The 13,662-nt window shown below is 56.2% G+C and carries 13 protein-coding genes; 7 read left to right on the top strand and 6 right to left on the bottom strand.

Annotation, left to right across the window (positions count from 1 at the left end):
* Positions 1 to 119: 119 nt before the first annotated feature.
* Complete coding sequence (locus tag C0557_RS12440; protein ID WP_074776554.1) at positions 120 to 1,043, bottom strand: LysR substrate-binding domain-containing protein; 924 nt, start codon at positions 1,041 to 1,043, stop codon at positions 120 to 122.
* Between the two features lie 297 nt (positions 1,044 to 1,340).
* Here C0557_RS12440 and C0557_RS12435 point away from each other — a divergent pair, with 297 nt between their 5' ends.
* Positions 1,341 to 2,684, top strand: a complete 1,344-nt coding sequence (locus C0557_RS12435) for a VOC family protein (RefSeq protein ID WP_208658671.1) — start codon at positions 1,341 to 1,343, stop codon at positions 2,682 to 2,684.
* 45 nt (positions 2,685 to 2,729) lie between these two features.
* Positions 2,730 to 4,238 (top strand): carboxylesterase/lipase family protein, encoded by a 1,509-nt coding sequence (locus C0557_RS12430; RefSeq protein ID WP_208658670.1) that lies wholly within the window; start codon positions 2,730 to 2,732, stop codon positions 4,236 to 4,238.
* Here C0557_RS12430 and C0557_RS12425 read toward each other — a convergent pair.
* Positions 4,225 to 5,076, bottom strand: coding sequence for a LysR family transcriptional regulator (locus tag C0557_RS12425; RefSeq protein WP_208658669.1), 852 nt, complete (start codon positions 5,074 to 5,076; stop codon positions 4,225 to 4,227). The two genes, C0557_RS12430 and C0557_RS12425, sit on opposite strands and share 14 nt — an antisense overlap.
* 111 nt (positions 5,077 to 5,187) lie before the next feature.
* Between C0557_RS12425 and C0557_RS12420 the strand changes: the two genes are divergently transcribed.
* Complete coding sequence (locus C0557_RS12420) at positions 5,188 to 6,357, top strand: pyridoxal phosphate-dependent aminotransferase (RefSeq protein WP_208658668.1); 1,170 nt, start codon at positions 5,188 to 5,190, stop codon at positions 6,355 to 6,357.
* A 12-nt stretch (positions 6,358 to 6,369) separates the two neighbouring features.
* Positions 6,370 to 7,149, top strand: coding sequence for an ABC transporter substrate-binding protein (locus tag C0557_RS12415; protein WP_074776549.1), 780 nt, complete (start codon positions 6,370 to 6,372; stop codon positions 7,147 to 7,149).
* A gap of 61 nt (positions 7,150 to 7,210) precedes the next feature.
* Here the strand turns inward: C0557_RS12415 and C0557_RS12410 are convergent, their stop codons facing one another.
* Entirely contained in the window at positions 7,211 to 8,236 is a 1,026-nt protein-coding gene (locus C0557_RS12410; protein ID WP_208658667.1) for a methyltransferase, read from the bottom strand.
* A gap of 371 nt (positions 8,237 to 8,607) precedes the next feature.
* Here C0557_RS12410 and C0557_RS12405 point away from each other — a divergent pair, with 371 nt between their 5' ends.
* Positions 8,608 to 10,263, top strand: a complete 1,656-nt coding sequence (locus C0557_RS12405) for a glucan biosynthesis protein D (protein ID WP_208658666.1) — start codon at positions 8,608 to 8,610, stop codon at positions 10,261 to 10,263.
* A 45-nt stretch (positions 10,264 to 10,308) separates the two neighbouring features.
* Positions 10,309 to 10,875, top strand: a complete 567-nt coding sequence (rimL, locus tag C0557_RS12400; RefSeq protein ID WP_208658665.1) for a 50S ribosomal protein L7/L12-serine acetyltransferase — start codon at positions 10,309 to 10,311, stop codon at positions 10,873 to 10,875.
* On the opposite strand, the gene C0557_RS12395 is transcribed toward rimL, so the two are convergent.
* Positions 10,872 to 11,765 (bottom strand): LysR family transcriptional regulator, encoded by an 894-nt coding sequence (locus tag C0557_RS12395; RefSeq protein WP_208658664.1) that lies wholly within the window; start codon positions 11,763 to 11,765, stop codon positions 10,872 to 10,874. The two genes, rimL and C0557_RS12395, sit on opposite strands and share 4 nt — an antisense overlap.
* A 116-nt stretch (positions 11,766 to 11,881) precedes the next feature.
* On the opposite strand from C0557_RS12395, the gene C0557_RS12390 reads away from it, so the two are divergent.
* A complete protein-coding gene (locus C0557_RS12390; protein WP_208658663.1) occupies positions 11,882 to 12,409 on the top strand; it encodes a nuclear transport factor 2 family protein in 528 nt (175 codons plus the stop codon).
* On the opposite strand, the gene C0557_RS12385 is transcribed toward C0557_RS12390, so the two are convergent.
* Both C0557_RS12385 and C0557_RS12380 read right to left on the bottom strand, forming a co-directional pair.
* Positions 12,406 to 13,152 carry an anti-sigma factor gene (locus C0557_RS12385; RefSeq protein WP_074776544.1) on the bottom strand — a complete coding sequence of 249 codons (747 nt, stop codon included), beginning with the start codon at positions 13,150 to 13,152 and terminating at the stop codon, positions 12,406 to 12,408. The two genes, C0557_RS12390 and C0557_RS12385, sit on opposite strands and share 4 nt — an antisense overlap.
* Positions 13,149 to 13,655: an RNA polymerase sigma factor gene (locus tag C0557_RS12380; RefSeq protein ID WP_208658662.1), complete on the bottom strand. Its 507-nt coding sequence runs from the start codon at positions 13,653 to 13,655 to the stop codon at positions 13,149 to 13,151. The genes C0557_RS12385 and C0557_RS12380 overlap by 4 nt, the downstream gene beginning before the upstream one ends.
* Between the last annotated feature and the right edge of the window lie 7 nt (positions 13,656 to 13,662).

The following is a 13,662-nucleotide window of genomic DNA, read 5'->3' as shown; positions in this document are numbered from 1 at the left end:
TATTACAGCGTTAGTCTATTTCGTGTAACAACAACCCTTAATCAACAACCACTTTTTATCACACAATTAACGAGATGTTTACCATTTGCGCAACAAGAAGAACAATGAAGTACCGGGGGTTAACCCGGCATGATTTTACGGATCGTGCTGATAAGCGTATGCGCAGCAGGTGACAGCGGCGTATCAACACGCGTGATAATGCCAACCGGATCGCCGATTCCCAGCGGCGGAATCGGCAGAGCGACCAGCGAGCCGAGACGCAAATCATCTTTTACCGCGCCCGACGGCACAAACCAGACGTAGTCAAAGCCGACGGTTAACTGGCGCGACAGCGAGGCGGAGAGCGTCTCGATACAGCCTGCGGGCAGTTTGCAATCCTGGCTGGACAGCAGTTCTTCTGCACTATCACGCGGAGGGGTGCCTTCCGGCAAAACGACCACCGGCCACTCCAGTACCCGGCTCAATGTGATGGTACTTTGCAGCAGGGGATGATTTGGGCGCACCACCAGTTTCAGTGATTCCAGAAACAGCAGTTCGTAATTAAGGCCGCTCATCAGCTCCGGATCTGACATCCGGCCAATGCCCAGATCGAGCTCGCCGGACTTCAGCCCGGCCAGCAGCATCGGGTTATGGGCGGTCGCGACCTGAATCTTAAGATCCGGCTGTTGTTTATGCAGCTGGCCAATCACCGCTGGCAAAATACCCAGCGCGGCAGTCGGCAGGGCGCCGATACGGATCAGATCGCTTTTCTGTTCCGTTTTATGATCCAGCGACTGCCCGGCAATATTGACGGCATCCAGCACCCGCACCGCGTGCGTCAGAAACTGCTCGCCGACATGCGTTAACTGCGCGCCGAGGCGACCGCGTTCAAACAGACGCTTGCCGGTCAGTTGTTCCAGTTCATTCAGCGTTTTCGACAGCGCTGGCTGGCTTAAATTAAGGGTTTCAGCCGCTCTCCCCAGAGTTCCTTGTTGAGCAACAGCCACGAAGGTATGTAAATGGCGCAGGCGAATGCGCTGTGAAAAGAGACCATTTTTTTCCATAAGATGATGTAAAAACTATGCGGATTCGGTGACACGAAAAGTTGTTTATTTTGATAACCTGATTGCAAAGTATTCTTAACATCTAATCTATTTGAGTTACAAACAGATTTTCCGCGCAGTGTGACGAAACCAGCAACTTTGTATGGGTTTCTTCGGCAATTTCCATAATTTTTCGTTATGTTTTTTGCGCTTCAGCGGCATCCGTTTCCTGCCACGATCACACTTTGTAAATTTCCCATCACGCGTGTGAATGTGCTTCCTACACTCCAGAAGAGAGCACACAGGAAGGAAAATGAAATGGGTTACAACATCACGGCCGATGAGATACGCGAACAATTTTCACAAGCCATGTCGGCAATGTACCAGCAGGAAGTTCCGCAATACGGCACGCTGCTGGAACTGGTTGCTGATGTGAACCTTGCCGTTCTGGAACACAATCCCCGGTTGCATGAACAACTGGTCAATGCGGATGAGCTGGCGCGGCTTAATGTTGAGCGCCACGGCGCGATTCGGGTGGGCACTGCGGAAGAGTTATCCTGGCTGCGGCGGATGTTTGCCGTTATGGGAATGTACCCGGTGAGCTATTACGACCTGTCGCAGGCGGGTGTACCGGTACACTCTACCGCGTTTCGTCCGGTGGATGACGCCGCGCTGGCGCGCAATCCGTTTCGCATTTTTACCTCGCTGCTGCGGCTGGAGTTGATAGAGAACGAGTCGTTGCGCAACAAAGCGGCGGCGATCCTGGCGAAGCGCGATATTTTTACGCCGGCTTGCCGCCAGTTGATTGAACTGCATGAACTGAACGGCGGTTTTACCGCGCCGCAGGCCGACGCTTTTGTGCAGGAGGCGCTGGAGACATTCCGCTGGCATCGTCATGCCACGGTCGATGAGCAAACGTACCAGGCGCTGCACAACGAGCACCGGCTGATTGCCGATGTGGTCTGTTTCCCTGGCTGCCATATCAACCACTTAACGCCGCGCACGCTGGATATTGATCGTGTGCAGGCGCTGATGCCGAAATACGGTATCGAGCCGAAGATCCTTATCGAAGGGCCGCCGCGCCGTGATGTGCCGATTTTACTGCGTCAAACCAGCTTCAAAGCGCTGGATGAACCGGTGCTGTTCAACGGTGAACATCAGGGAACGCATACCGCGCGCTTCGGCGAAATCGAGCAGCGCGGCGTGGCGCTGACGCCAAAAGGGCGGGCGCTGTACGATCAGTTATTGGCAGAGGCAGGCACCGGCAAAGACAATCTCACGCACCAGTTGCATTTACAGGACGTGTTCAAAGCCTTCCCGGACAGCGAAATGTTGTTACGCAAGCAGGATCTGGCGTGGTTCCGCTACCGGTTGACGCCGACCGGCGAAGCGCATCGCCAGGCGATCCGTCCCGGCGGCGATCCACAACCGCTGATCGAACGCGGCTGGGTAGTGGCGCAGCCCATCACCTATGAAGATTTTCTGCCGGTCAGCGCGGCGGGGATCTTCCAGTCCAACCTCGGCAATGAAACCCAGACGCGCAGCCACGGCAACGCCAGCAAAGCGCAGTTTGAAGCGGCGCTCGGTTGCCCGGTACTCGACGAATTTACCCTCTATCAGGAGGCATCCGAGCGCAGCAAGCGACGTTGCGGTCTGCTGTAAAACAGGTAATCTGCCAGAAATCAGTTATTTCTGGATGATATTGTTATGGAAAATCCTTCCGCGCCGCTGGCGCACACCCACCACGGCAGCGTGCTGGGCTGTCGCGAAGCGGCCTTTGATGTCTGGCGCGGTATTCCGTTTGCCGCGCCGCCCGTTGGCCCGCTGCGCTGGCGCGCGCCGCAGCCGGTGGAACCCTGGCAAGGGGTTCGCATCGCCGACCGTTTTTCTGCCGCCTGCTGGCAAAACAGCGAGTCTTGCCAGCAGATTGGTGGTGGCGATCCGGGTCAATTCTCTGAAGATTGCCTCTACCTTAACGTCTGGTCGCCCGCCGAACGCGAAAAACCGCTGCCGGTGATGGTCTGGCTGCACGGCGGCGGGTTTACCATGGGTTCCGGCGGGCTGCCGCCGTACGACGGCAAAGCGCTGGCCGCGCGCGGCGTGGTGCTGGTGACGCTCAATTACCGGCTCGGCCATCTCGGTTTTTTCGCCCATCCGGCACTGGAAGCCGAAGAGGGCGAGCGCGCGTATAACTTCGGTTTGCTCGATCAAATCGCCGCCTTGCGCTGGGTGCAGGAGAACATTGCCGCGTTTGGCGGCGATGCGGAAAACGTTACGCTGTTTGGCGAATCGGCCGGGGCGCGCAGCGTGATGGCGCTGATGGCTTCTCCACTGGCAAAAGGGCTGTTTCATAAAGGCATTATTCAGAGCAGCTATACCTTGCCGGATACGCCGCGGGAAGCGGCACTGGCAAAAGGTGAAGCGGTTGCTGCCCATTTTGGCCTGCCAAACGCCAGTGCAGAGCAATTGCGGGCGATCCCGGCCGATGCGTTCTGGCCGCTGGTTGCGCCGCTGAAAATTGCCCCCGCGCCGATTGCCGGCGACGAGGTACTGCCGGAACCGACGCTGGATGTGTTTTTTGCCGCACGGCAGCACCCGATGCCGGTGATGATTGGCTCTAACAGCGATGAAGCCAGCGTGATGGCCGAGTTTGGCGTCGATCTCGCCGGACAGATCGAGAAAATTCGCCGCGAGCAGCGCCTCGGGTTAGGGCTGATTAAATTGCTTTATCCGGGCGTGAAGGGCGATGCCGAGCTGGGCCGCCAGGTGTGTCGCGATATGGCATTTACCACGCTCGGGCTGGTGGTGATGCAGGCGCAGCAGCGGGTGCGGCAACCCTGCTGGCGCTACTGGTTTGATTATGTCGCGGAAGCGGCGCATGACACTTACATCAACGGCGCGTGGCACGGTAACGAAGTACCGTACGTATTCGACAATCTTATGCTTTCGGAGCCATCGCGCAGCTACGTTAACCCACGCGATCTGGCGTTTGCCGCGCATCTTGCTGATTACTGGGTGCAGTTTGCCCATCATGCCAGCCGTCATTGTGAATCGCTTTCCGGCCCGGTGAACTGGCTGGCCTGCGTGCGCGGGCGCGACAGACTGCTGCGCATCGGACTGAATAAACATGCAGGATTTCGCCTGGTTAATCGCTTTATGCGCGCGCGTCTGAGCTTCTTCCGGCGGGTGATGCGCCACCACGTTAAGCTGGATTAGCCGCCAGCAAGCCCTCACGAAACGCCGCCAGCCCGTCGGCTTTATTGCCCGACTGGCGCAGGACCAGCCGGTAGCTGGCACCGGTCTTGATACTCAGCGCAAACGGCCGCTGTAGCCGCCCGGCGCGGATATCCTCAGCCACAACTGTCTCGTCGGCAATGGCCATCCCCAGCCCCTGGATGGCGGCGGTAATCGCCAGATCCATGGTGTCGAAGTGTTGATTTTTCCTCATAACCGGCTGGAAATCCTGCTGCTTCGCCAGCCACAGGGACCAGTCGGTTTTATCCCGCGTCGGATGCAGCAGCGTCGCTTTCTCCAGCGGCATTCTTGCGGCCAGCGCACTGTTCAGTACCGGCGTCAGCGCCTCTTCAAACAGCAAATCCCCGGCGCTTAACTGCGTGCCGAACACAATCGCTGCGTCATAAGGTTCTGTTTTGAAATTGATGGTGTGATCGGTGGTGGTGGTGAGCGCAATCTGCAACTCCGGGTAGCACTGCTCAATGTGCAACAGCTTCGGCACCAGCCAGCGCATGGCGCAGGTCGGCGCCTTCAGCCGCACCACCGTTTGCTGCGCGCGCGCCTGGTCGGCAACCATCAACAGGTGTTCAAAGGCGCTGCGCAGTTCCGGCAGCAGGGCGCTGCCCTGCGGGGATAAGCGCAGCCCGCGCGCGTGGCGCTCAAACAATGGAAAGCCAAACCAGCTTTCCAGCGCGGCGATCTTGCGGCTAACCGCGCCCTGCGTCAGGCATAACTCACGCGCGGCGTGCGTCAAATTGAGATGGCGGGCGGTGACCAGAAAGGCGTCAATGGCATTCAACGGCAGGGTTCGGTACGACATGGCGACTCCAGCTATGCGTTTTTATCATGGCTATTATGACAACAATTCGATTGTCGCGACAGCGCACTTTTGGTTTGAATGCTTATGCACTTTTTAGCGAAAGGATGAACAATGACTTTGCGCACGCCGGTGAGAACCCGCTCCAAATTACCTGATGTCGGCACCACCATTTTTACCGTGATTGGCCAGCTTTCCGCCGAGCACAACGCGATTAACCTCTCTCAGGGCGCGCCCAATTTCCCCTGCGATCCGCAACTGGTTGCCGGTGTTACCCGCGCCATGCAGGAGAATCACAACCAGTACGCGCCGATGACCGGTCTGCGTCCGCTGAAAGAGCGCATTGCGCAGAAAATTGCCGATCTCTACCACACGGATTACGACGTCGACAGCGAAGTGTTGATCACCGCCAGCGCCAGCCAGGGCTTGTACTCCGCCATTAGCGGGCTGGTGCATCCGGGCGATGAAGTGATCTACTTTGAACCGTCGTTTGACAGCTATGCGCCGATTGTTCGTTTGCAGGGCGCCACTCCGATTGCCATTAAGCTGACGGTGCCGGATTTCGCCGTTAACTGGGATGAAGTACGGGCCGCCATTACGCCGCGCACGCGGATGATCATCATTAACACGCCGCACAACCCCAGCGGGCAGGTTTTCTCCCGCGCTGACCTCGATCAACTGGCCGCCTTAACACGCAATACGGATATTGTGATCCTCTCGGATGAGGTGTACGAGCACGTGGTATTTGACGGTGAACCGCATCACGGCATGGCGACGCACCCGCAACTGGCGGAGCGCAGCGTGATCGTCTCTTCTTTCGGGAAGACCTATCATGTTACCGGCTGGCGCGTAGGTTACTGCGTTGCCCCCGCCGAATTGATGGATGAAATCTGCAAGGTACATCAATTTTTGATGTTCTCTGCCGATACCCCGATGCAGTACGCGTTTGCCGAGCAGATGCGCGATCCGCAAGGCTGGCTGATGCTGTCGTCGTTTTATCAGCGCAAGCGCGATCTGTTGCAAACGCTGCTGGCTGATTCACCGTTCCGCCTGTTACCCAGCGCCGGTTCTTTCTTCCTGTTAGCGGATTACAGTGCGTTCAGCGATGAGAGCGACAGCGAGATGGTCAAACGCCTGATTACTGATTACGGTGTTGCCACCATTCCGCTGTCGGCGTTTTATACAGACGGGACAGATAACAAACTCATTCGCCTCTCTTTTGCCAAAGATGAGGCCACATTAAGAGCAGGCGCGCAGGCCCTGTGTCGTGTTAAGCCACGCTAAGGAGCGTTAATAATGAAACTAAAAGCACTCTGTCTGGGTATGGGTTTGCTCTGCTCACTCTCTTCATTCGCGGCAACAGAATTGCGTTACGGCGTTGAGGCGGAATATCCGCCGTTCGAGAGCCGTAATGCCGCAGGCGAGCTGGAAGGGTTTGATATCGAGCTGGGTAACGCCATTTGTAAAGCCGCGCAGCTGAAGTGCAGTTGGGTGGAAACCTCGTTTGATGCGCTGATCCCAGGGCTGACGGCGAAAAAATTTGATGCCATTAACTCGGCGATGAACATCACCGAACAACGGCGTAAAAGCATCGATTTCACGCAGCCAATCTACCGTATTCCTTCACAACTGGTCGGTAAAAGCGGCGACGGGATGGAAGCTACTGCGGAAGGGCTAAAAGGGAAAACCATCGGCGTGTTACAGGGTTCCATTCAGGAAACTTACGCCAAAGAGCACTGGGAAAAGCACGGTGTCACGGTGGTGTCGTATAAAGATCAGAATATGGCGTGGGGAGATTTACTGAACGGCCGTATTGACGCCTCACTGGTGATGTCGGCGGCGGGGCAGGCAGGTTTCCTCAGCAAGCCGCAGGGGAAAGGGTTTGGCTTTATCGGCAAACCGGTATCGGACGATACGATCCTCGGTAGCGGCATCGGTTTTGGGCTGCGCAAAGGTGACGATGCGACGAAAAAACAGCTTGATGCCGCCATTGATAAAGTTCGTGCTGACGGCACCATCAAAAGCCTGGCGGATAAATATTTCCCCGGTATTGATGTTAGCGTGAGCGCAAAATAACGTTTTACTACTCTGGCCCCTGCCGCCTGATGTCCGGCAGGGGCTCTTTTCTCTCTGCGCGTTACGCTGCGACCGCTTCAATAATCGATAACCAACTCTTTGTGCGGATAATGCGGTTCAGTTTTAACCCGGCGGCCGAAAAGAGGGCGTCGAGTTCTTCCGGCGTTCTGACCTGCCCGCCGGCAAAACTACTGAGCAGCAGCAGATCCACGGCGTAACTGCCGGGATCGTTATCTGTCGCGGCGATATAGGGCTCCAGTAACAGCACTTTGCCCTGAGCAGGCATTGCCTTACGACAGTTTTTCAATATTTGCAGTGCCTTCTCGCTGACCCAATCCATAACAATGTACTTCAATACGTAAATATCTGCAGACGGGCAGGTTTCAAAAAAATTGCCCGCCATTAATGACCAGCGGGAATTATCATTGAGCTGGTGCAAAATATTCCCGCTTAATACCTCGGCGCGGTCAAAAAGAATACCTTTCGTGGTTGGGTTATGACGCAATATATTAAGCAATAAATTGCCATACCCTCCGGCAATATCCGCCACGGTTACCTGGGGCGGAAAATCATAAGCGCGCACCAGCACTTCATTTTCAACTCGTGACATTGAGTACATTCCGCGGTGAAATACGTTATTCGTTTGATCCTGTTGCGCCCAGTAATCATAAAATGCGCAGCCGAAAAGCCTGTGGAAGGCATCGCCGCCGCGCACCGTCTCGGCCAGTTCCAGTGCGGGCCACCAGAAGGTTTTATCCGTCAGCATCAGAATGGCATGACGTAATGACCAGGGGTGATCCTCGAGCAGTAATTCCGCCATTGGCGTCAGGGAAATAACATCGTTTTCTGCGCAGTGAAAGAGACCACGCGATGCCAGAATGCGCAAAATACGTCGCAACCGGTCGCTGTCAGTATTCAGCGCGGCGGAAAGTTGCTCCACCGTTTTCGCTTCTGCCGTTAATTGTTCGGCAACGCCTAAAATAACCGCCGTGCGTAGCGCAGCCTGCCAGACAAAACCCATTGAGAACTCTAATAAAGCCAGCGCCTCTTTCTCACAAGCAAATGCGTGTCCATCTTTGGTTAACATGCGTGAAATCCTCTCAGCAATTAGCGTTTCGATCGCCATCTGCACAATCCATTTGTGCGATTCAAGTATATAAGCTGTGGGCGTTGTGCCCGGAAGTGGATAACGCGGCCTCTGTTCAGCGAAGTGGACAATCTGTACAGGTTATTGCCCGCTAAAATGCGAACACAGAAGTGGGGGATTACCTTTACACCCTTTTCGGGTTGATCCGAACGACAGGAAATATTTTCGGTTTTGAGTAAATTCTCAACTGCCAACAATTGGATTCTCAATGAATTTTGTCTAGAGTGTGCGTTCAATAAAGAAATGCTTTTGTCGCTATTTCGCACAATTGCGAAATGCCATTCTACGACCAGAAGGACGTGTTACCAGGCATGAACCGCAGACGATTTATTCAGGCATCCATGGCCCTTGCAGCCACCTACGGCACCACCGGTGTTGCATCTCTTTTCTCCCGCGCGGCGTTTGCGGCAGAGACGGATATTGCCGATGGGCAGAGCCGCCGTTTTGACTTCTCTGTGCTGCAATCAATGGCGCACGATCTGTCGGAGCAGCCGTGGGGCGGTGCGCCGAAAGCATTGCCGAATACGCTGGCAAACCTGACGCCGCAGGCTTACAACAGCATCCAGTACGATGCGCAGCATTCGCTGTGGAATAACGTCGACGGGCGTCAACTGGATGTGCAGTTCTTCCACGTCGGCATGGGTTTCCGCCGCCGCGTGCGCATGTTCTCGCTGGATCAGGGAACGCATCAGGCGCGTGAAATTCACTTCCGCCCGGAACTGTTCAACTATCACGATGCGGGCGTGGATACCAAACAGCTGGAAGGCCAGAGCGACCTCGGTTTTGCCGGTTTCCGTGCCTTCAAAGCGCCGGAACTGGCGCGCCGCGATATCGTCTCGTTCCTCGGCGCGAGCTATTTCCGTGCGGTGGACAGCACCTTCCAGTACGGCCTTTCCGCGCGCGGCGTGGCCATTGACACCTTTACCGATCAGCCGGAAGAGTTCCCGGACTTTACCGCCTTCTGGTTCGAAACCGCGAAACCGTCTGATACCACCTTTACCGTCTATGCACTGCTGGACAGCGCGAGTATCACCGGGGCTTACAAATTCGTGATCCACTGCGAAGAGAGCCAGGTGATCATGGAGGTGGATAACCGTCTGTACGCGCGTAAAGACATCAAACAGCTCGGCATCGCGCCGATGACCAGTATGTTCAGCTGCGGCAACAATGAGCGTCGCGTGTGCGACACCATTCACCCGCAAATTCATGATTCTGACCGTTTAGCGATGTGGCGCGGCAACGGCGAGTGGATCTGCCGCCCGCTGAATAACCCGCAGAAATTGCAGTTCAACGCTTTCCAGGATGAAAACCCGAAAGGCTTTGGTCTGTTGCAGCTGGATCGCGATTTCTCCCACTATCAGGATGTGATGGGCTGGTATAACAAACGCCCAAGTTTGTGGGTCGAGCCGCGCAACCGCTGGGGCAAAGGAGCGGTAAGCCTGATGGAGATCCCGACGACCGGCGAAACGCTGGATAACATTGTCTGCTTCTGGCAGCCGGAAAAACCGGTGAAAGCGGGTGACGAGTTTGCTTTCCAGTATCGTCTGTACTGGAGCGCGATGCCGCCGGTACGTTCACCGCTGGCGCGCGTCTACGCGACCCGCACCGGGATGGGCGGCTTCCCGGAAGGCTGGGCGCCGGGCGAGCATTATCCGGAGAAATGGGCGCGTCGTTTTGCCATCGATTTCGTTGGCGGCGATCTGAAAGCGGCCGCACCGAAAGGCATTGAGCCGGTGATCACGCTCTCCAGCGGCGAAGCGAAACAGGTTGAAATCCTGTATGTGGAACCGTTCGACGGTTACCGTATTCTCTTCGACTGGTATCCGACCAATGATTCCACCGATCCGGTGGAGATGCGCATGTTCCTGCGCTGTCAGGGCGATGCCATCAGTGAAACCTGGCTGTATCAATATTTCCCGCCCGCGGCGGACAAGCGTAACTACGTTGACGACCGCGTGATGCGTTAATCTTCCTTCGCCCCCGTTTGGGGGCGAATGCTTTCCGGAGGCGTAATGGCAACGGAACATCACTCAGATACCACCATTCCCGTTAACGACCGTATTGCCCTGCAGGCCGCAGACGAACGCTTTGTGCATGATTTATACCAGTTGATCGTGAAAAATCGCGACCATTTGCAGCAGTTTCTCGACTGGCCGCAGTATGTGCGCACGGTGGACGATACCCGTAAAACGCTACAGAGCAACATGCTGCTGCACCAGCGTGGCTACGCGAAGACCTTTATGATCGTTGTTGATGAGGTTGTCACGGGCGTGCTGGCGTTTAATTCCATCGAACCGCTTAACAAGACGGCCTATATCGGTTACTGGCTGGATAAAGAGGCTCAGGGGCAGGGGATTTTGTCGCAGGCGTTGCAGGCACTGATGGCGTTTTATGCCCGCCGGGGCGATGTGCGGCGCTTTGTCATCAAATGCCGGGTGGCGAATCACGCCAGTAATCAGGTGGCGAAACGTAATGGTTTTACGCTGGAAGGCTGCCTGAAACAGGCGGAATTTCTCAACGGCCAGTATGACGACCAGAATATCTGGGCAAAAATTATCGTCAACGGCCGGCGCGCTTAATCTGCGCGCAGCCAGTCAATAAATGCACGCATCGTCGAAGACATGGTTTTCCCCGCCGTCCAGCACAGGTAGTAACCGTCAAACTCCATTTCCCACGCAGTCAGAATCCGCACCAGCGCACCGGAAACCAGGTGCGCTTCAACCCGCTCAGCGGTGACTTGCGCAAGACCAAGCCCGGCGATGGCGGCCTGATACTGGCGTTCACGATCGTCCACCACCAGATTCCCCGACAGCGGCAGCGTCAGCGTCTGGTTGTTCCCCTGAAATTGCCAGGCAGCAGGCATTGCGGCACCAGGCCAGCGCCAGCCAATGCAGTTGTGCTGGCGCAAATCATGGGGGTGGCGGATCGGCGCGTGTGACGCCAGATAAGTGGGAGAGGCGACCACAATCTGGTGCAGGTGGCCGCCGACAGGAACGGCAACCAATCCCGGATCCAGCACCTCGCCCAGCCGTAGCGAAAGATCGTACCCGCCGGATACCAGTTCAACCGGCGCATCCTGCGTGGTGATATCGATACGCACATCAGGCCAGGTGGCCAAAAAGCCAGGGACTTTTCGATCAAGGAAACGCTGCGCCGCCGAGCGAAAAGCATGGATTCGTAGCGTTCCCCGCAGGGAGCGGCTGCGGGATTGCGCACTGCCAAACGCCTGCGTCAGATTTTCCAGCAATGGCGCAGTGTGCTGATAGAGCGCCTGACCATCATCGGTGAGATTGACGGAACGCGTTGTGCGGTTAAACAGCCGCAGCCCCAACCGCTCTTCCAGTGCCGCGATCTGCTGGCTGACGGCTGATGTGGAGAGACCCAACTGCGCGGCAGCCGCCCGGAAGTTTAGGTGTTCCGCCACCATCAAAAATGTTTTTAACGCGACAAAATCGCTGCTGCTGATCATCCGTTCCCCGGCACCATTGTTAAGTTCAGCTAATCACTGCATGCAATAATGTACTGATTATAGAATGAATAAGAACAGTTATAGTCGCTATCAGTGCATAACAGGAGAAACCGACCGTGACTGATGAGATTGTGCAGCGACTTCAGCGAATCGAAGACACATTAGCCATTTATGAACTGATTGCCTCACATCCGCCGAGTGCAGATACCGCACTTGCCGATTACACCGCATCGATTTATATGCCGGACGGGATATTTGATCGCGGCGAAAGCCTGGATGGTGCTCAAGGCGTGGAGGCGATCGCCGCCTTTATTCTGCGCCCGGAACATGAAGAGGCGATTCGGGGAGGACTGGCGCATTTCGCTGGCCTGCCGCTGATCGACTTACGTGGTGACAGCGCCATCGTGACCTCTTATTTACAGATCATCATGCTGGATAAGCAGGGTGAGCGTCGGGAACTCGCCAACCATGGCGCGTCAACCGGGTATCGTATCCACCGGGTTGTGGTTAACCGCTGGCTGCTGGAACGCCATACCGGGCGCTGGAAAATACGCAGCAGAACGCTGCTTCCTGTTGATGGCAGCGACGCACCGCGTCAACTGTTAGCCCGCGGTTTGTCCAGCGTTCTTAAGTCGCAAAACTAACTGGTCGCCTGCGAAACCGCTTTACGCAGCCCGTTGACGGCGGCGGAATTCATCGGCGTCACCAGCGCGTAGTTGTAATGCTCATCACTCCAGTACTGCGCCATAACGTCATCGGCCTGGCGTTCGCCGTGCGGTAATTTCACCGGGCTGAGCGGGCGGATATACCAGCCAACCCGCGTGCCGCTCGGCCCCTGATACATAATCAGCGCGGCGGGTCCTTGCGCGGTGGCAATCAACCGTCCGCCAACCAGCGTAAAGCCGTACTGCTCCAGGTTCGGCGGCTGATGGCCGTTAATGAAATAGCGCGACACCCAGCGGGTGAGTTCTGTTTGCTGCGTGGCAACCACATCCATCGGCGTGACGGCGCTATTATCAAACAGTTTATAAGCCTGTACCGCATCTTCCATCGGCTGATGGGTCATCAACATTTGCGACTCTTTCATCTGCCAGCCAGTAAAACCGCCGACGCTCAGCGCCAGCACCAGCGCGAATGCTGTCGCCAGTTTCCACTGGCGTTGCTGCCGCACCTGGCGACGAAAATAGTGCGGTTCGGGGCTTTCCAGTTGCACGTGTTGCTGCTGCATTGCCTGGCGCAACTGCTGCGCATCGCGCCGCCATCCCGCGACTTGTGCGGCAGCCGCCGGGTTTTGCGCCAGATAGTGTTCAATCCGCTTTGAGGTCGCTTCATCGGTTTCGCCATCCATCCAGGCATGCAGATCGTGTTCATCAGGTGGCAGCGTCATTTCAATCTCCTCAGCGGTAACGGTGTTACCTTACCTTCTAATTTCTCATGCAACATTTTGCGTGCCCGCGACAGGCGGGACATTACGGTGCCGGTCGGAATATCCAGCGTAGCGGCCACCTCTTTATAACTCAGCCCTTCAACGCTCACCAGCAGCAGAATGACTCGATACTCGGTGGGCAATGTGGCGAACAGCGCCAGCGTATCGTCGGCAATTGCCAGCGACTCCGACGAGTCGCTAAGCGCTTCCTCGCCGGTAAAAAAGCTGAGCAGCTTCATATAGCGTTTGCGTCGCCGCTCGCCGTCAATAAATTGCCGGTAGAGAATAGCGAACAACCAGGCGCGCAGGCTTTCCTCCCCGGCGTTATCCGGCCTGCGCGTCAACGCTTTCGTCAGGCAGCTTTGCACCAGATCCTCCGCGCTGTGCGGATTACGGGTCAGCCACAGGGCAAAACGCTGCAAATGCGGCATCACCTGACGAATTTGATTATCGGTCAGTTGCATAGATAGC

It is taken from the genome of Kosakonia sp. MUSA4 (assembly GCF_013085925.1).
GTDB lineage: Bacteria > Pseudomonadota > Gammaproteobacteria > Enterobacterales > Enterobacteriaceae > Kosakonia > Kosakonia sacchari_B.
The sequence above is the reverse complement of the archived record's forward strand: the minus strand, read 5'-3'. Positions and strand labels throughout refer to the sequence as shown.

Excerpts from the sequence above, each read along its gene's own strand:
- C0557_RS12430 (WP_208658670.1), top strand. The coding sequence starts at position 2,730 with ATGGAAAATCCTTCCGCGCCGCTGGCGCACACCCACCACGGCAGCGTG.
- C0557_RS12385 (WP_074776544.1), bottom strand. The coding sequence starts at position 13,152 with ATGACGCTGCCACCTGATGAACACGATCTGCATGCCTGGATGGATGGC.
- C0557_RS12440 (WP_074776554.1), bottom strand. The coding sequence starts at position 1,043 with ATGGAAAAAAATGGTCTCTTTTCACAGCGCATTCGCCTGCGCCATTTA.
- C0557_RS12420 (WP_208658668.1), top strand. The coding sequence starts at position 5,188 with ATGACTTTGCGCACGCCGGTGAGAACCCGCTCCAAATTACCTGATGTC.
- C0557_RS12415 (WP_074776549.1), top strand. The coding sequence starts at position 6,370 with ATGAAACTAAAAGCACTCTGTCTGGGTATGGGTTTGCTCTGCTCACTC.
- C0557_RS12395 (WP_208658664.1), bottom strand. The coding sequence starts at position 11,765 with ATGATCAGCAGCAGCGATTTTGTCGCGTTAAAAACATTTTTGATGGTG.
- C0557_RS12425 (WP_208658669.1), bottom strand. The coding sequence starts at position 5,076 with ATGTCGTACCGAACCCTGCCGTTGAATGCCATTGACGCCTTTCTGGTC.
- C0557_RS12380 (WP_208658662.1), bottom strand. The coding sequence starts at position 13,655 with ATGCAACTGACCGATAATCAAATTCGTCAGGTGATGCCGCATTTGCAG.
- C0557_RS12435 (WP_208658671.1), top strand. The coding sequence starts at position 1,341 with ATGGGTTACAACATCACGGCCGATGAGATACGCGAACAATTTTCACAA.
- rimL (WP_208658665.1), top strand. The coding sequence starts at position 10,309 with ATGGCAACGGAACATCACTCAGATACCACCATTCCCGTTAACGACCGT.
- C0557_RS12410 (WP_208658667.1), bottom strand. The coding sequence starts at position 8,236 with ATGTTAACCAAAGATGGACACGCATTTGCTTGTGAGAAAGAGGCGCTG.
- C0557_RS12405 (WP_208658666.1), top strand. The coding sequence starts at position 8,608 with ATGAACCGCAGACGATTTATTCAGGCATCCATGGCCCTTGCAGCCACC.